Annotated in this window: 17 protein-coding genes; 5 read left to right on the top strand and 12 right to left on the bottom strand. The window is 65.3% G+C overall.

Going from position 1 to position 16223, the window contains the following annotated elements; translation table 11 throughout:
- The first annotated feature begins 86 nt into the window (after positions 1 to 86).
- Positions 87 to 1292: an MFS transporter gene (locus tag XH83_RS10300; protein ID WP_194406887.1), complete on the top strand. Its 1206-nt coding sequence runs from the start codon at positions 87 to 89 to the stop codon at positions 1290 to 1292.
- Here the strand turns inward: XH83_RS10300 and ccoS are convergent.
- The 10 genes from ccoS to XH83_RS10250 form a co-directional block, all read right to left on the bottom strand.
- The gene (gene ccoS / locus XH83_RS10295; protein WP_008550618.1) at positions 1289 to 1456 is read right to left on the bottom strand and encodes a cbb3-type cytochrome oxidase assembly protein CcoS; all 168 of its coding nucleotides are present in this window, start codon (positions 1454 to 1456) and stop codon (positions 1289 to 1291) included. The two genes, XH83_RS10300 and ccoS, sit on opposite strands and share 4 nt — an antisense overlap.
- On the bottom strand, positions 1456 to 3645 hold the full coding sequence (locus XH83_RS10290) for a cation-translocating P-type ATPase (protein WP_194406886.1): 2190 nt from the start codon (positions 3643 to 3645) through the stop codon (positions 1456 to 1458). The genes ccoS and XH83_RS10290 overlap by 1 nt, the downstream gene beginning before the upstream one ends.
- 11 nt (positions 3646 to 3656) lie before the next feature.
- The gene (locus tag XH83_RS10285; protein WP_194406885.1) at positions 3657 to 4142 is read right to left on the bottom strand and encodes a FixH family protein; all 486 of its coding nucleotides are present in this window, start codon (positions 4140 to 4142) and stop codon (positions 3657 to 3659) included.
- A gap of 15 nt (positions 4143 to 4157) precedes the next feature.
- A complete protein-coding gene (ccoG, locus tag XH83_RS10280) occupies positions 4158 to 5624 on the bottom strand; it encodes a cytochrome c oxidase accessory protein CcoG (RefSeq protein WP_194406884.1) in 1467 nt (488 codons plus the stop codon).
- Positions 5625 to 5746: 122 nt separating this feature from the next.
- Entirely contained in the window at positions 5747 to 6622 is an 876-nt protein-coding gene (gene ccoP, locus XH83_RS10275; protein WP_194406883.1) for a cytochrome-c oxidase, cbb3-type subunit III, read from the bottom strand.
- A 6-nt stretch (positions 6623 to 6628) separates the two neighbouring features.
- Positions 6629 to 6793, bottom strand: a complete 165-nt coding sequence (locus XH83_RS10270) for a cbb3-type cytochrome c oxidase subunit 3 (protein WP_194406882.1) — start codon at positions 6791 to 6793, stop codon at positions 6629 to 6631.
- Positions 6794 to 6806: 13 nt separating this feature from the next.
- Positions 6807 to 7541 carry a cytochrome-c oxidase, cbb3-type subunit II gene (gene ccoO, locus XH83_RS10265; protein WP_194406881.1) on the bottom strand — a complete coding sequence of 245 codons (735 nt, stop codon included), beginning with the start codon at positions 7539 to 7541 and terminating at the stop codon, positions 6807 to 6809.
- A gap of 12 nt (positions 7542 to 7553) precedes the next feature.
- Positions 7554 to 9203, bottom strand: a complete 1650-nt coding sequence (gene ccoN, locus XH83_RS10260) for a cytochrome-c oxidase, cbb3-type subunit I (protein WP_194406880.1) — start codon at positions 9201 to 9203, stop codon at positions 7554 to 7556.
- 226 nt (positions 9204 to 9429) lie between these two features.
- Positions 9430 to 9855: an HPP family protein gene (locus XH83_RS10255; protein WP_194406879.1), complete on the bottom strand. Its 426-nt coding sequence runs from the start codon at positions 9853 to 9855 to the stop codon at positions 9430 to 9432.
- Positions 9856 to 9889: 34 nt separating this feature from the next.
- On the bottom strand, positions 9890 to 10723 hold the full coding sequence (locus XH83_RS10250) for a universal stress protein (protein ID WP_194406878.1): 834 nt from the start codon (positions 10721 to 10723) through the stop codon (positions 9890 to 9892).
- 198 nt (positions 10724 to 10921) lie between these two features.
- Between XH83_RS10250 and fixL the strand changes: the two genes are divergently transcribed.
- From fixL to XH83_RS10230, 4 genes are all read left to right on the top strand, one after another.
- Positions 10922 to 12439, top strand: coding sequence for a sensor protein FixL (fixL, locus tag XH83_RS10245; protein WP_194406877.1), 1518 nt, complete (start codon positions 10922 to 10924; stop codon positions 12437 to 12439).
- Positions 12440 to 12441: 2 nt separating this feature from the next.
- Entirely contained in the window at positions 12442 to 13059 is a 618-nt protein-coding gene (fixJ, locus tag XH83_RS10240; protein ID WP_194406876.1) for a response regulator FixJ, read from the top strand.
- 43 nt (positions 13060 to 13102) lie between these two features.
- Positions 13103 to 13519 carry a response regulator gene (locus XH83_RS10235; RefSeq protein WP_194406875.1) on the top strand — a complete coding sequence of 139 codons (417 nt, stop codon included), beginning with the start codon at positions 13103 to 13105 and terminating at the stop codon, positions 13517 to 13519.
- Between the two features lie 103 nt (positions 13520 to 13622).
- Positions 13623 to 14321 carry a helix-turn-helix domain-containing protein gene (locus XH83_RS10230; RefSeq protein ID WP_194406874.1) on the top strand — a complete coding sequence of 233 codons (699 nt, stop codon included), beginning with the start codon at positions 13623 to 13625 and terminating at the stop codon, positions 14319 to 14321.
- 72 nt (positions 14322 to 14393) lie between these two features.
- On the opposite strand, the gene XH83_RS10225 is transcribed toward XH83_RS10230, so the two are convergent.
- Together XH83_RS10225 and XH83_RS10220 are read right to left on the bottom strand one after the other, a co-directional pair.
- Entirely contained in the window at positions 14394 to 15680 is a 1287-nt protein-coding gene (locus XH83_RS10225) for an MFS transporter (protein WP_194406873.1), read from the bottom strand.
- Between the two features lie 23 nt (positions 15681 to 15703).
- On the bottom strand, positions 15704 to 16216 hold the full coding sequence (locus XH83_RS10220) for a PRC-barrel domain-containing protein (protein WP_194406872.1): 513 nt from the start codon (positions 16214 to 16216) through the stop codon (positions 15704 to 15706).
- Between the last annotated feature and the right edge of the window lie 7 nt (positions 16217 to 16223).

The following is a 16223-nucleotide window of genomic DNA, read 5'->3' as shown; positions in this document are numbered from 1 at the left end:
CGCCCCCAGCCCCAGCGCGCTCGTTACGAGATGTGGCGCCCGGGACTTCCCCACCCCGGGCGCCGCATCCCTACAGGACGACCGACATGACCGATCTTTCCGCACTGATCAAACCGGCCACACCGACAATGGAGACGCACGCGCCGGGTCTGGCGCTGCGCTCGCTCGTCATCGGCCTCACCGCGTTCCTGACCGTCGTCGACCTCTTCGCGACGCAGGCAATCCTGCCCTCGCTGACGCGGCACTACGGCGTCACGCCGGCGGCGATGGGCTTTGCCGTCAACGCCAGCACCTTCGGCATGGCCACGGCCAGCCTCGTGGTCGGCCTTTTCAGCCCGCACATCGACCGTCGCAGCGGCATCCTGCTCAGCCTGGCGCTGCTGGCGATCCCGACCAGCCTGCTGGCCTCGGCGCCGAATCTTGCCGTCTTCACCGCCCTGCGGGTCGCACAGGGCCTTTGCATGGCGTCAGCCTTCGCGCTCACCCTCGCCTATCTCGGCGAGCAATGCAGCGCGATGGACGCCGGCGGCGCTTTTGCGGCCTACATCACGGGGAACGTTGCGAGCAATCTCGTTGGTCGGCTGATTTCGGCGGCGGTTGCAGACAGTCTCGGTCTCGCCTGGAACTTCTATCTGTTCGCAGCACTCAATCTGTCCGGCGCGGTGTTGGTCTATTTCACGATCGGACGCGTGCAGCCGATGCATGCGATGATGCCGGCGGCGGCTTCGCCGCTTAAAGCAACCATTGCGCATTGGCGCAATCCGCGGCTGCGCGCTGCCTTCGGCATCGGCTTCTGCATCCTGTTCGCCTTCATCGGCACCTTCACCTTCGTGAATTTCGTGCTGGTGCGGCCGCCGCTGGCGCTGGGGATGATGGATCTGGGCCTGGTCTATTTCGTCTTCCTGCCGTCGGTCGTCACGACGCTTCTGGCCGGCAGGGTGGCGTCCAAGCTCGGAACGCGTCCGACCATCTGGGGCGCCCTCGCCATTGCCGGGCTGGGCCTGCCCTTGATGCTGATGCCGCATCTGCGCGAAGTCCTCACTGGTATGGTGCTGGTCGGCGTCGGCACATTCTTCGCGCAGGCAGCAACGACGGGGTTGGTCGGACAGGCGGCCGCCGACAACCGCGGCATCGCCAGCGGGACCTATCTTGCGTGTTATTTCAGCGGCGGGCTGATCGGTACGGCCGTGCTCGGACGCCTGTTCGACGCCTTCGGCTGGCACGCATGTGTGGCCGGAATCGGCATGGCCCTGGGGGTCGCAGCCCTGCTCACTTTCGCCCTGAAGCGCTAGCGCTTGGCCGGGGCTTCCTGCGGCGGCTCGTCGTCGGCGATGGCGCGCCAGGCGGCCCCGTCGAGATCGTCGTACTGGCCGCTCCGGAGCGACCACAGGAAGGCGACGAGGCCGGCACCGCCGAGCATCAAGGCCAGCGGGACCAGGATAACCAGGATCTCCATCACACGATCTCCCGCGAGGCGCTGCGAGCGCGCAGCGAATTCAGCATGACCAGGATCGAGGATCCGCTCATCGCCGCCGCCGCAATCAGGGGCGTCACGACACCGCTGACCGCAACCGGCACGGCGAGGACATTGTAGCCGATCGCAAGCCAGAGATTCTGCCGCATCAAATGCAGCGCTTTGCGCGAGGCGTCGATTGCGGCGACCACCGGAGCCAACGGCCGGCCGAGGAAGACGAGATCGGCGGTGGCCTGGCTCAGATGCGCGGCCGAAATCGGGGACATCGAGACATGGGCCGCCGCGAGCGAGGGCGCATCGTTCATGCCGTCGCCGACCATCAGCACCTTGGCGCCGCGCTGCTTCAATTCCTCGATCCGCGCGATCTTGTCTGCTGGCGTCACGCCGGCGCGCCATTCGGGGATTGCAAGCGCATGCGCCGCCGCCTTCACCGCCGGCTCGCGGTCGCCGGAGAGGATCTCGATGCCGATGTTGCGCGCCTTCAGCGCTGCAATCACGGCCTGCGCATCCGGGCGAAGGCCCTGGCGAACCGAGAGGATGAACCTTTCGTTGCCCTTGCTGAACGCGACGATGGAGGCTTCGGGATCGACCATGGCGCTGCCGACCAGCGCTTCAGCGCCGCAGAAGGAGGGGCGGCCAAGCCGAAGCTCGATGCCGTCTACGGTCGCATGGACGCCCTGCCCGGCCTCTTCGACCGCACCGACCACAGGCGACTTGGCGCCGGCGGCCTGCGCCACGGCGGCGGCGACCGGATGATGGCTCGACAGCGCAAGCCGGCCAGCGAGTTCGAAGATGTCAGTGGGAATGTCGGCGGCATTCATCACTTCGAGATCGGGCAGCGTCAGCGTGCCGGTCTTGTCGAAGATGACGTGGTCGGCCTCGGCCAGCCGCTCGATCGCATCGCCGGAATTGAGCAGCACGCCGGACTTGAACATCGCGCCGGAGGCGATGGTCTGCACGGTCGGAATGGCAAGGCCCAGCGCACAGGGACAGGTGATGATCAGCACGGCAACGCCGGTCACGATCGCATCATGCCAGGACGCGCCTGCAACGACCCAGCCGAGGATGGTCAGAAGCGCGGTCGCATGCACCACCGGCGCGTACAGCCGCGAGGCGCGGTCGGCGAGCCGCATGTAGCGCGAGCGCGCCTGCAGCGCGTTGTCGAGCAGCCGCGTGATCTCGGCGAGCAGCGTCGCCTCGGACGCGGCCGAGACCCGCACCCGCAGCGTGCCGGAGATGTTCATCGATCCCGCATAGACAGGCGTGCCATGCTCGGCCGTGACATAGAGCGTCTCGCCGGTGATCAGGCTCTGGTCGATTTCGGAGCGGCCCTCGATCACGGTGCCGTCGACCGCGCAGCGCTCGCCGGGCCTGAGCAGCACGATGTCGCCGGGATGGATCGCGGCGACCGGCACCTGGGAGATCTCGTCGGGACCTATGAACTTCGCGGCCGTCTCCGCCTTCAGCGCCGCGAGATTGCCGGCGACCGCGCGGGTCCGCCGCCGCATGTTCTGGTCGAGGAAGCGGCCGACCAGGAGGAAGGTCAGCAGCATGATCGCCGCATCGAAATAGGCGTGCTCGGCGTGGTGGATGGTCTCGACCACGGACATGCCGAGCGCCAGGATCACGCCGATCGAGATCGGCACGTCCATGTTGGTCGTCTTCGCCGACAGCGCGCGCCAGGCCGACCGGAAGAACGGCTGGCCGGCATAGGCCGCCGCCGGCAGCGCGATCAGCGCCGAGAGCCAGTGGAAGAAGTCGCGCTGCTCGGGCAGCATGTCCGAGACGTTGCCCGACCACACCGGGATCGACAGCATCATCACGTTCATGGTGGCGAAGGCGGCGACGCCGAGGCAGCGCAGCAGGAAGCGCGATTCGGCAACCTCCGCCACCTCCGCGCTCTCGGTCTCGAACGGATAGGCCTTGTAGCCGAGCTCCTCGAGCCGGTCGATGAAGCGGCCGGGGTCGAGCGTGCCCGCCTTCCATTCCAGCGCGACGCGGCGGTCGGTGAGGTTGACGCGCGCCAGCGTGACGTCGGGGATGGCGGACAGGCCGCGCTCGATCTTGGCCATGCAGCCGGCGCAGTGAACGCCCTCGACCGCGAGATCGATATGCTGGACCCCCTCGCCCGCATCGCGAACATAGTGAGAGAAATCGCGCGTGACCTGCATGACAAAATCCTTCAGTTCAGGATCACGCGATTGCGCGACATGAACACGCGCGTCCCTCGCGCCTCTCCCTCGATCACCAGGTCCCATTGGCCCGGCGCGACGGACGCGGCATCGCCGCGATAAAGGCCGATGCCGGCCTCGGTGAGCTCGACGGCGAGATCGGCGCGCTTGTCGGTCGGCCGTTCCAGGCGTCCGCCGAATTTCAGCCCGGAAATCGGCTGGCCGCCGGCATCGCGCGCCTCGACCTGGACCATTGCGCCGCCGTCGTTGCGGCGCTCGATATGGGCGTTGACCTTCCATTTGCGCGAAGCCTGGTCGTGCGCCGCCGAGATCTCGCGCTCGTAGGTCAGGCCGGCGGCATAGGGGCTGTCGACGTCGGTGCCGGGCAGCGTCGCGATCGCCAGCTTCATCATGGTGACGTTGACGCCGATCACGAGGCCGAAGAAAGCGACCAGCATCAGGAAGACCTTGGTTCCGGTCAGTGGCTTGGATGACATGACGGTCTCCTGAACTTACGGCGCGACGAAATTGTCGGTGGCGCTCGCGGCGACGCCGAGGCCGATATCCATGACGTGGAAGCGAACCGGAATTGACTTCTCCGGGTTGTTTTCAGCCGGTGCGGTGACGAGCAGCCGCAGCTCGCTGGTGGAGTCGCGCGGGATCACGATGATCGGGCGGTCCGGCGTCACCGAATCGACGCCGACGACGTGCATGGTGGGATTGACCGGCCCCTCGACGTCGATGGCGATCGCACGATCGTAGCCGCTCTTGTTCAACAGCCGCACCGTGTAGGCGTTGCGGATCGAGCCGTCGCTGAGCTTGACCGCGACCGGATTGCGATCATGCAGCACGTTGACGTCGAGCAGGCTGCGGGTCGCCAGCGTATAGACCATGAAGCCGCCGATCGCCGCGATGATCGCGCTGTAGACGATGGTGCGGGCCCGGACGATCCGGTAGATCGGCGCCTTGCCTTCCTGGCGGCGATGGATGTTGATGTCGTTGTCGTAGCCGATCAGCCGCTTCGGCCGGCCGATCTTGGCCATCACGTTGTCGCAGGCATCGATGCACAGGCCGCACTGGATGCACTCCATCTGCGGTCCGTTGCGGATGTCGATGCCGGTCGGGCAGACCGCGACGCATTGGTAGCAATCGACGCAATCGCCGACCTGTTCGCCGAGCGCGCGCAGCTCGGCAGCCTTCTTGACCGAGGTGCGCTTCTCGCCACGGTCGTAGCGGTAGGTGACGTTGAGCGCCCATTCGTCGGTGAGCGCGGCCTGAATGCGCGGCCACGGGCACATATAGGTGCAGACCTGCTCGCGCATGTAGCCGGCGAGGATGTAGGTCGTCGCAGTGAGGATGCCGATCCAGATATAGGCGATCATCGGCCCCTGGAAGGTGACGAGCTCCTTCACCAGGGTCGGCGCGTCATTGAAGTAGAGCACCCAGGCGCCGCCGGTCCACCAGGCGATCATGAGCCAGATCGAATGCTTGAGCACGATCTCGGAGATGCGCTCGAGCTTCAGCGGGTCGGACGATTTGTCCTTCTTCATCCGCTCGCGCCGGTCACCTTCGATCAGACGTTCGACCGCGTAGAACAGGTCGGTCCATACCGTCTGCGGACAGAGATAGCCGCACCAGATGCGGCCGCCGACCGAATTCATCAGGAACAGCGCCACCGCGGCCACGATCAACAGGCCGGTGAAGTAGTAGACCTCCTGCGGCCACAGCTCGATGAAGAAGAAGTAGAAGCGGCTGTTGGGAAGATCGATCAGCACCGCCTGGCTGGGGGCGCCGAGGCCGCGGTTCCAGCGCACGAACGGCAGGAAATAATAGACGCCGAGGCAGATCGCCATCAGGCCCCATTTGATCCGGCGGAAGGTGCCGGAGACGCTCTGTGGATAGACCTTCTTGCGGGCCGCGTAGAGCGGTCCGTTGTCGTCCACAGGCTTGAGCTCGTTCGGGTTGACGGTCTTGTTCATCGCTTGGAACTTCTGAAAGAGGTGCGATTGAACCTAGACCCGACACCGCCGCATCAGTTGATCCAGCTCAAACGGGGGCACTTTTGTTCACCCCCGCCTGAACCGTTCGAGCCGCGGATCCGCTATTTTCCACCGCCGAGCGAGTGGACGTAGACCGCCATCGCCTTGATGGTGGCGGGATCGAGCCGCCCTTCCCAGGCCGGCATCACGCCGGCACGGCCCTGGCTGATGGTCTCGATCAGGCTCGCCTCGTCGGAGCCGTAGAGCCAGATCTTGTCGGTCAGGTTCGGCGCGCCCATCTCCTGGTTGCCCTTGCCGCCGTCGCCGTGGCAGGCGACGCAGTTTTCCGCGAAGATCTTCTCACCCTTGGCTTTATCGAAGCCCTGGCGGGTCGACAGGCCCGACAGCGACCGCACGTAATTGGCGACCGTGACGATCTCGTCACCCTTCAGCACGCCGTCCTTGCCGAAGGCGAGCATCTGGCCCTCATGCGTCTTGGCATGACCGGAGCGTGCGCCGAACTGGATGGTCTGCATGATCTGGTCGAGCGTGCCGCCCCACAGCCAGTCGTCGTCGTTCAGGTTCGGATAGCCCTTGGCGCCAGCGGCGCCGGAGCCGTGGCAGGGCGCGCAATTGTCGCCGAACACGGTCTTGCCCTTGGCGCGGGCGAGCGCCAGCAAGGCCGGGTCCTTCTCGATGTCGGCGAGCGAGGCCGCTCCCAGCGCCGTCATCTTGTCACCGCGGATCTTCTCGAGATTGGCGAGCTCGACCGCGACGTCGGCGCGCGAGGAATAGCCGAACATGCCCGTGGTGTTGCTGGAGACGAGCGGCCAGGCCGGATAGACGACCCAGTAGCCGATCGACCAGACGATGGTGAGGTAGAAGCAGATCACCCACCAGCGCGGCAGCGGCGTGTTGAGCTCCTTGATGCCGTCCCACTCGTGCCCGGTCGTGGACTTGCCGGAGACGGAATCGATGTCGCTATGATGATCGGTCATGGTCTCTCACTCCTCCCGCAACGGCAGGTGTGCTGCTTCATCGAAAGCAGCCTTGTTACGGGGCCAAAATGCGTAGGCGATGATCGCGAGAAAGATCGCGACGAACACCGGCGTCCAGATCGTCGTCACGAGCTCGGACGCTAGATTGTGGACTGACAGGATAGCTTTCATCGTACGTGCCTTCTCAGCGTAGATTGGCTTTCTCGTTGTAGATCTTGAAGTCGACCAGCGTGCCGAGCATCTGCAGGTACGCGATCAGCGCGTCCATCTCGGTCGGCGTGCCGGTCTTGCCGTCGAAATTGCGCACGACGGCCTTGGCGTAGCGCTTGTTGAAGGCGTCGGCGCCGGCGTTCTCCGGATCGGCCTGGGCCTTCATATCGGCGGCGGCATTGGCGATCTGCTCGTCGCTATAGGGCACGCCGACGACCCTCAGCGTGCGCATGTCTCCGGCGATCGCATCCGGGTCGACCTCGGTCTTGCTGAGGAACGGGTAGCCGGGCATCACCGACTGCGGCACGATCGCGCGCGGGTTGGTCAGATGGGTGACGTGCCAGTCGTCGGAGTATTTGGCGCCGACGCGGGCAAGATCCGGGCCGGTGCGCTTGGAGCCCCACTGGAACGGGTGGTCGTACATGCTCTCGGCGGCGAGCGAGAAGTGGCCGTAGCGCTCGACCTCGTCGCGCAGGGGGCGGACCATCTGCGAATGGCAGAGATAGCAGCCCTCGCGGACGTAGACGTTGCGCCCCGCCAGCTCCAGCGGCGTGTAAGGCCTGACCCCGTCGACCTTCTCGATCGTGCTCTTGAGGTAGAACAACGGGGTGATCTCGACGAGACCGCCGATCGCGATCACCAGCAGGATGCCGACGATCAGGACGATCGAGTTCTTTTCGAAGACTTGGTGGCGTGTCCAGAACGACATTGCTTTAGCTCCTCATTCCGCCGGCTGAAGAGCGACGGGCATCTGAACTTCCTGTTCGCCGACGCGCACGGTCATCCAGAGATTGTAGGCCATGATCAGCGCGCCGATCAGGAACAGCCCACCGCCGGCGGCGCGGATGATGTAGAAGGGATGCATCGCCTCGACGGTCTCGATGAAGGAATATTCGAGGAAGCCGAGCGAGGTGTAGGCACGCCACATCAGGCCCTGGAGGATGCCGGACACCCACATCGCCGAGATGTAGAGGACGATGCCGAGGGTCGCGACCCAGAAGTGCCAGTTGACGAGCTTCAGGCTGTAGAGGCCCTTGCGATTCCACGCCCACGGCACCAGGCAGTACAGCGCGCCGAAGGAGACGAAGCCGACCCAGCCGAGCGCGCCGGAGTGCACGTGGCCGATGGTCCAGTCGGTGTAGTGGCTGAGCGAGTTGACCACCTTGATCGACATCATCGGGCCTTCGAAGGTCGACATGCCGTAGAAGGCGACGGAGACCACCAGCATGCGCAGCACGGGGTCGGTGCGCAGCTTGTCCCAGGCACCCGACAGCGTCATCAGGCCGTTGATCATGCCGCCCCAGGAGGGCATCCACAGCATGATCGAGAAGGTCATGCCCAGCGTCTGCGTCCAGTCCGGCAGCGCCGTGTAGTGCAGATGGTGGGGCCCTGCCCAGATGTAGAGGAAGATCAGCGCCCAGAAGTGGATGATCGACAGCCGGTAGGAATAGATCGGCCGCTCCGCACGCTTGGGGATGAAGTAGTACATGATGGCGAGGAAGCCGGCGGTCAGGAAGAAGCCGACCGCGTTGTGGCCGTACCACCACTGGAACATGGCGTCCTGGATGCCGCCCCAGGCGACGTAGGACTTCGAGCCGAACACCGAGACGGGAAGTGCCGGATTGTTGCCGAGATGCAGGACCGCGATCGTCACGATGAAGGCGAGATAGAACCAGTTCGCGACGAAGATGTGCGGCTCCTTGCGCTTGATGATGGTGGCAAGGAAGACGAGCAGATAGGCGACCCAGACGATGGTCAGCCACAGATCGGCGTACCATTCCGGCTCGGCATATTCCTTCGACTGGGTGACGCCGAGCAGATAGCCGGTGCCGGCGATCAGAATGAAGAAATTGTAGCCCACCACGACGAACCACGGCGCGAGATCGCCGGCGAGCCGCGCGCGGCAGGACTTCTGCACCACGTAGAAGGAGGTCGCGATCAGCACGTTGCCGCCGAACGCGAAGATCACGGCCGAGGTGTGCAGCGGCCGCAGGCGGCCGAAGCTGGTCCAGGGCAGATCGAAGTTCAGCGCGGGCCAGGCCAGCTGCGAGGCGATGATGAGGCCGACCAGGAAGCCGGCAATGCCCCAGAACATCGCCATGAAGGAGGAGAACTTGATCGGACCCATATTGTAGTTGGGGCGACCGTTGATCTCCTCCGGCGGCAGCGCCGCCGGGCGATCGAGGTAGCGGTTGACGATGACGAACACCGCGGCCAGGCTCGCCGCCGCGCTGAGCGCGGCATGGAAGGCGAAGGGCGCATCGAGCGCCTTGGCTGCGGCGATCACGCAGAGGAAGGCGGTGACTGCGAACACGACAGCCAGGCCGCTTTCACCGATGGTCATGGATTTGGACATGGAGGGCTGGCTCATGCGGATTCTCTCTGAAAGAACACAGCGCCAGAAACCACATCCGCTCTCACCGGGAATTGATTTCAATCAAGAGCAGCACTTAAGTTCTTCGGATCCGTCGACGATCTTGCCCGTTCCCTCGAAGATCGCGGCGCACGAGGACGCCGGCCCGGCGTGACACACGCGAACGGAAGCCGCCTCCGTAGATTCCCGGAGGCGACGATGAATCTCGATCAGGGATGGTCCGTCAGTCCTGCGCTGTCGCCTTGAGTGCTGCGATGACGTCCTCGCGGGCGATGATTCCGACCAGCTTCTGCGCGCTGTCGAGCACGATGATGCTCCGGATGCGGTGTTCGACCATGATCTGGAGCACGCGCGTCAGGCGCGTGTCGGGACTGACATAGATGAATTCGGGCGTCATGACGTCGCCGACCTTGCGGCTCATCAGGTCGTGATAGCGCGGCAGCATCTGGCTCGGCGTGAAGGCGAAGCACTTCAGGATGTCGAATTTGGTGACGATTCCCACCACCTGTCCGTCGTCCACGACCGGATAGGAGTTGAAATCGTCGGTCTCGAACATCTCGCTGAGCTCGAGCAGATCACGGTCGCGCTGCACCGCCTTGACGTTGCGCGTCATGTAGCCGTCGACGGTCTGTTCAAGAAATTTGTACACGGCGCGTCCTCCTCGATTCGATTCCGGCCGGCCGTCAGTGCGACAGCAGCACGATGCGGGCGGTCTGCGTGACCAGATACTGGGTGACGCCTCCCAGGATCAGTTCGCGAAACCTCGAATGACCATAAGCGCCCGCAACGATCAGGCCGGCATCGACGTCGCCTGCGACTTGCTCCAGTTGCGCGGCGGCGGTCTCGTTCCGCGCGCCCTCGCAGATGCGCGCCGTCGCGGTGACGCCGTGGCGGGCGAGCCAGGCGGCCACGTCGGTGACGCCGGCCGTCACGACCGAACGGTCGTCGTCGCGCTCCGGAATTGTGGCGATGGTGACGTCCCTCGCCTTGCGCAGCATCGGCAGCGCATCGGCCACCGCCCGCCGCGCCTCCGGCGTGTCCTTCCACGCCACCAGCACGCTGCGCAGATCGAGCCAGTTGGCCCGATCGGGGACGACGAGAAGCGGGCGACCGGCCTGCATCACCAGATCCTTGGGACTTGCGAGCGCGAACGCGTCGGAGAAGGCCGGGCTCTGCCCGCCGCTGACGACGATGTCGGCGCAGCGCGCCTGCGCCAGGGCGAATCGCGCCGGAAAGTCCATGGCGCTGCGCCACTCCGCATGTCCGCCACGATTCCTGGTCGCCGCACGGAATTGCGCCTCGAGGCCGGCCAGCCGACCCTTGACCGAAGCTTCGCCGTCGTCGATCAGCGCTTGCGCCTCGGCGCCGTCGGTGAAATAGAGCGGCGGTGCAAACTGCGCCGCGGCAACCCCGACGATGGCAGCCTCGAATCGTTCGGCAAGCTCACCGGCGACCTGAAGACGCGCTTCGTTGGGCTGATCGAGCGCCAGGCTGACCATCACCGTCGCGTATGTCATCGGAATTCTCCAGTGCAAAGACTTTGGTGAAACTTACGCCTGCCTCCGCACATGGAGATGAGATAGATCAAGGAGGCCGCCGACGCCCGGCTTGCCGTCAACGGGCGGGCAACAGAACTTGCCTCCGGCCCGGCCTTGGGCGACATTAGGCGAGCGGTAACCCCGTCCGGGGCCGCCGCATCAGGACAGGAGCATCATGTGTCGCCGACCCGCGTAACGCACTCGCAGGACGACGGTCGGGGCGAACGCTTTCGCGTTCGGATCGAGGGCTTTGGCGTCGGCACCTGGGATCTCGACCTCGCGACACGGGAATTGGACTGGTCCGACACCGCCAGGGCCTTGCTCGGCATCGAGCGGGATCGACCGGCGACCTACGACCTCTTCCTGTCGCGGCTTCAACCCACGGACAGAGAGCGGGTCGAGAGCGCAATCAAGCGGGTTTCCGAGCGTGGCGGCAGCTTCGACGTGTCCTTCAGGGTCACGAACGCCTCCGGCAGCGGGCAGTGGATCCGCGCCCGGGCCGGGGTTATCAGGGACGACGCAGGGACCGCCCGGCATCTCACCGGCATCTTTCTCGACATCGACGAGGAAAAGCAGGTCGAGGAGGCGCTCCGCACGCGCGAGACCCACCTCCGCTCCATTCTCCATACCATTCCTGACGCCATGATCGTGATCGACGGCCATGGCATCATGCAGCTCTTCAGCACGGCCGCGGAGCGCCTGTTCGGCTGGTCCGAGCACGAGGCGATCGGCCAGAATGTCAACATCCTGATGCCGGAGCCCGATCGCACCCGGCACGACAGCTACATCGCCCGTTACCGCACCACGAGCGATCCGCACATCATCGGCATCGGCCGCATCGTGACCGGCAAGCGCCGCGACGGTACGACTTTTCCGATGCACCTGTCGATCGGCGAGATGGAATCCGGCGGCGAGCCCTATTTCACGGGCTTCGTCCGCGACCTCACCGAGCATCAGCAGACCCAGGCCCGGCTCCAGGAATTGCAATCCGAGCTCGTCCACGTCTCCCGGCTGACCGCGATGGGCGAAATGGCCTCTGCGCTCGCCCACGAGCTCAACCAGCCGCTGGCGGCGATCAGCAATTACATGAAGGGGTCGCGGCGCCTTCTCGCCGGTAGCAGCGATCCCAACACGCCGAAGGTCGAAAACGCGCTGGATCGCGCGGCGGAGCAGGCCCTGCGCGCCGGCCAGATCATCCGGCGCCTGCGCGACTTCGTGTCCCGCGGCGAGTCGGAGAAGCGGGTCGAGAGCCTGTCCAAGCTGATCGAGGAGGCCGGCGCGCTCGGGCTCGCCGGCGCGCGCGAGCAGAACGTCCAGCTCCGCTTCAGCCTCGATCCCGACGCCGATCTCGTGCTCGCCGACCGGGTGCAGATCCAGCAGGTGCTGGTCAATTTGTTCCGCAACGCGCTGGAGGCGATGGCGCAGTCGCCGCGCCGCGAGCTCGTCGTCGCCAACACCCGCGTTGCCGACGACATGATCGAGGTGGAAGTCTCCGATACCGGCTCCGGCTTCCGGGACGACGTCATTCCAAATCTATTCCAGACCTTCTTCACCACCAAAGACACCGGCATGGGCGTGGGGCTCTCCATCAGCCGCTCGATCATCGAAGCTCACGGCGGCCGCATGTGGGCCGAGAGCAACGCAGCGGGCGGAGCGACATTCCGCTTCACCTTGCCGGCAACCGACGAAAGCTGATCATGACGACCAAGGGACACGTCTACGTCATCGACGACGACGCAGCGATGCGCGATTCGCTGAATTTCCTGCTGGATTCCGCGGGTTTCGGCGTCACGCTGTTCGATGACGCACTCGCCTTTCTCGATGCCCTGCCCGGTCTCGGCTTCGGCTGCGTTGTCTCCGACGTGCGCATGCCCGGCCTCGACGGGATCGAGCTGCTCAAGCGGATGAAGGCGCAGCAAAGCGCATTCCCGATCCTGATCATGACCGGTCATGGCGACGTGCCGCTCGCAGTCGAGGCGATGAAGCTCGGGGCGGTCGACTTCCTGGAAAAGCCGTTCGATGACGACCGCCTCACCGCCATGATCGAATCGGCGATCCGCCAGGCCGAGCCTGCCGCCAAGAACGAAGCCGTCGCGCAGGACATCGCCGCCCGCGTCGCGTCCTTGAGCCCCAGGGAACGCCAGGTCATGGAAGGTCTGATTGCGGGCCTTTCCAACAAGCTGATCGCCCGCGAATACGACATCAGCCCGCGCACCATCGAGGTCTACCGGGCCAATGTCATGACCAAGATGCAGGCCAACAGTCTCTCGGAACTGGTCCGGCTGGCGATGCGCGCGGGCATGCTCAACGATTGAGGCATGTCAAGGCACCTTCCCGGCGCGGTGGTAACCAGACAACATGATCGAGGTCAGCTCACATCGTGTGCGGCCGTCGTCCCCCGCACAACTCACCGTCTTTGTGGTCGACGATGACGCCGCCGTCCTGGGATCCCTGCGGTTCCTGTTGGAGACCGACGGCTTTGCCGTGCGAACCTTCAGGAGCGGCACGGCGCTGCTCAACATCGGCGGAGCGGCTGGACCGGACTGTTACGTCATCGACTACAAGATGCCGGACATCAACGGCATCGAGTTGGCCAGCCGCTTGCGCAAATCCGACCGCCAGGTGCCCGTGATCCTGATCACCGGCTATCCCGACGAGAACATCTCGGCCCGGGCTGCGATGGCGGGCATCAAAGACGTGGTTTTGAAGCCGCTTCTCGACGAAAACCTGGTCAAGTGCATCCGCCACGCCATCCAGGACCATCCCCGCGCCTGACCTACGGGATTCTACGTAAGGCGACACCCTTAAGATATCGATCGAAATTTTCGAAGCGCCGGATACCGCGTACCAAAGCGCCATCACAACGGAGATGGCGAAGATGCTGACCCAGACGATCAACACCCCGGCGATCAACACCCAGATTATCGGCAAGGCTGCTCCCGCCCATCCCGTCACCGACCAGTTCGGCGCCATCACCGGCCATGTCGGTCTGGTCGCGACCGAATTCTCCTACCGCAAGGACGAGGAGATCTATGGCGAGGACGAGCCGGCCGAATATGTCTACCAGGTCGTCTCCGGCGCAGTGAGCAGCTACAAGCTGCTTTCCGACGGCCGCCGCCAGATCGGCGCCTTCCATCTTCCCGGCGACGTGTTCGGCCTCGAATCCGGTCCTGCCCACCGCCTTGCTGCCGAAGCCATCATCGACACCACCGTGCGCCTCGTGAAGCGCGCCAGCCTCGAGAAGGCTGCAGGCACCGACGTCCAGGTTGCCCGCAAGCTCTGGGCGATGACGGCTGGCGAGCTGCGCCATGCCGAGGACCACATGCTGCTGCTGGGCCGCAAGACCGCGATGGAGCGCGTTGCCACCTTCCTGCTCGAAATGGACCGCCGCCTCGCCGTTGCCGGCATGATGGCGCTGCCGATGTGCCGCCGCGACATCGGCGATTATCTCGGCCTCACCCTCGAAACCGTGTCGCGCGCGCTGTCACAGCTTCACACCCAGGGCATCCTGGGCTTCTCCGGCGCCCGCCAGATCGTGCTGCGCAACCGTCAGCGCCTGCAACATCTCGACGCCTGATCCTAGCTTTCCTCCTCCCTACAACTTGGCCGGCCGAACTCGTTTCGGCCGGCCATTTTCTTGAGGCGGCGATCATGCCGTGCGTCGCGTCTCCGGCATCACGAAGAGAATCAGCAACAGCCCCGTCGCGGCAACGCCGGACAACCCGATGAAGGCGGTCGCGTTGCCGAACTTGTCGCTGACATAGCCGCCGAGCACCGTGCTTAGCGACGCGCCGATGCCGGTCGCGGTGCCGACGATGCCCTGGGCCAGGTTGAAATGGCCGCTGCCGAAGGCGACGTCCGCCACGATCAGCGGAATCATCACCGCGAACACCGCCGCGGTGATGCCGTCGAACACCTGCACGGCGACCAGCAGATATGGATCGCGCACGGTCGCAAACAGCAGGCCGCGAATCATCAGCGCGCCGAAGCCGATCAGAAGCAGAGGCCGCCGGCCCCATGCCTGTGCCTTGCGGCCGACGGTTGGCGACAGCAGCGCCACGATCGCCTGCGGGACGACGATGCAAAAGGCGACAAGCACCGTCGCCCATTGCGCGGACCGCGCCGTCACGGCGCTTGCCATCAGCGGCATCATCGAGGCGTTGGCGAGTTGCAACAGCAGCACGCTGAGGGCGAAGATGATGAGCGGACGCTGCCGGATCAGGTGCCAGATGTTGGTGTCGCCGCGCACGGCTGCGTCAGCCGGCATCTCGCCATGACAGCGCCTGATGTCGACCTCGTTCTCGCGGATGCGCGAAAGCGCGATCAGGGTCGGAATCGCGAGCAGGAAGGTCACCAGGAAAACCGAGCGGCTCGACAACAGATAGCCCGCGGTGCCCATCACGGCCGCCGCCACGCCGTTGCCGAGCGAGGCAAAGCGCGCATTGCGGCCGAGCCGCTCGCCGATCGCGAAGGGGCCGACGAGACCGAGGCTGATCGCCGCGATCGCCGGCCCCAGCACGCAACTCGCCGCCGCGTGCAAGGTGGCCGCGGCCACCACGACGGGGAAGATCGGCATCGCGGCATAGGCCAGCGCGCAAGCGCCGATGGTCGCGATCGCAAGGGCGGCAACCAGTCGCTCCGATTTCGCGGCATCGATGATCGCCCCGCCCGGCATCTGCCCGATCAACGCGACGATGCCGCCGATCGATAGCACGAGACCGATCTCGACCTGGGTCCATTTCTGGGTGGTCAGATAGACCGCGATGAACGGACCGAATCCCGTCTGCACATCAGCGAGGAAGAAGATGAACCAGTCGAGGCCACGCAGGCTCTGGCGCGACGGCGCCGGGATGCCAGCGACCGATGGCGCGGCGACGTCGTCCTGTTCAACGCGGCCCTCGCGATCTGCATGGTTCGGCTTCCTCGACAACAGCACAGGCGGTCAGCCCTCCCCGCACCTCACTGGATTGCTTGCAGCGGTTGAAGGCTGCCGGACGCACCGAGCACGACGATCGGCGTGTCTTCCTTGTATTCCGGCGCGGCCGCGACCTGCGCCTTGGTCAATTCCAGCGTGATGCTGTCCTTCTTGTTGGCGATCTTGCCGAAGCGCAGCGCGTTCCAGTCCACCACGATCTTGCGGCTGCCGACGCCGAGAAACCCGCCGAAATCGATGGCCGCGGCGCGGACATGGCCGGTGCGATCGACGATGACGTCGACGATGCGGCCCATGTCCTCGCCGGCCGCACTGCGCACGTCGCGGCCGAGCACGCCATGGGCCTCGCTCGCGCCGATGATGGTCACCGACGGCGGCGGGGCGGCATCCTTCGGCGTGACCGGCACGGTCGAGGCCGGCGGCTGGGCCGCCGGCGCATTGGCCTCACTCGGACTTGTGGGCGGCTCGTCTGCAGCGTGCGAGGTCGCGCCCGCCAGGCTCGCAACGATGGCTATGCCCAATATTCCGATCGCACGCATGACGCCC

It is taken from the genome of Bradyrhizobium sp. CCBAU 53351, assembly GCF_015291745.1.
GTDB lineage: Bacteria > Pseudomonadota > Alphaproteobacteria > Rhizobiales > Xanthobacteraceae > Bradyrhizobium.
This window is presented reverse-complemented; position numbering and strand designations above follow the sequence as displayed.

Coding starts and splice junctions, on each gene's coding strand:
- XH83_RS10250 (WP_194406878.1), bottom strand. CDS start 10,723: ATGACATACGCGACGGTGATGGTCAGCCTGGCGCTCGATCAGCCCAAC.
- XH83_RS10290 (WP_194406886.1), bottom strand. CDS start 3,645: ATGCAGGTCACGCGCGATTTCTCTCACTATGTTCGCGATGCGGGCGAG.
- ccoO (WP_194406881.1), bottom strand. CDS start 7,541: ATGTCGTTCTGGACACGCCACCAAGTCTTCGAAAAGAACTCGATCGTC.
- XH83_RS10235 (WP_194406875.1), top strand. CDS start 13,103: ATGATCGAGGTCAGCTCACATCGTGTGCGGCCGTCGTCCCCCGCACAA.
- XH83_RS10270 (WP_194406882.1), bottom strand. CDS start 6,793: ATGAAAGCTATCCTGTCAGTCCACAATCTAGCGTCCGAGCTCGTGACG.
- ccoS (WP_008550618.1), bottom strand. CDS start 1,456: ATGGAGATCCTGGTTATCCTGGTCCCGCTGGCCTTGATGCTCGGCGGT.
- ccoN (WP_194406880.1), bottom strand. CDS start 9,203: ATGAGCCAGCCCTCCATGTCCAAATCCATGACCATCGGTGAAAGCGGC.
- fixJ (WP_194406876.1), top strand. CDS start 12,442: ATGACGACCAAGGGACACGTCTACGTCATCGACGACGACGCAGCGATG.
- ccoP (WP_194406883.1), bottom strand. CDS start 6,622: ATGACCGATCATCATAGCGACATCGATTCCGTCTCCGGCAAGTCCACG.
- ccoG (WP_194406884.1), bottom strand. CDS start 5,624: ATGAACAAGACCGTCAACCCGAACGAGCTCAAGCCTGTGGACGACAAC.
- XH83_RS10300 (WP_194406887.1), top strand. CDS start 87: ATGACCGATCTTTCCGCACTGATCAAACCGGCCACACCGACAATGGAG.
- XH83_RS10220 (WP_194406872.1), bottom strand. CDS start 16,216: ATGCGTGCGATCGGAATATTGGGCATAGCCATCGTTGCGAGCCTGGCG.
- XH83_RS10230 (WP_194406874.1), top strand. CDS start 13,623: ATGCTGACCCAGACGATCAACACCCCGGCGATCAACACCCAGATTATC.
- XH83_RS10285 (WP_194406885.1), bottom strand. CDS start 4,142: ATGTCATCCAAGCCACTGACCGGAACCAAGGTCTTCCTGATGCTGGTC.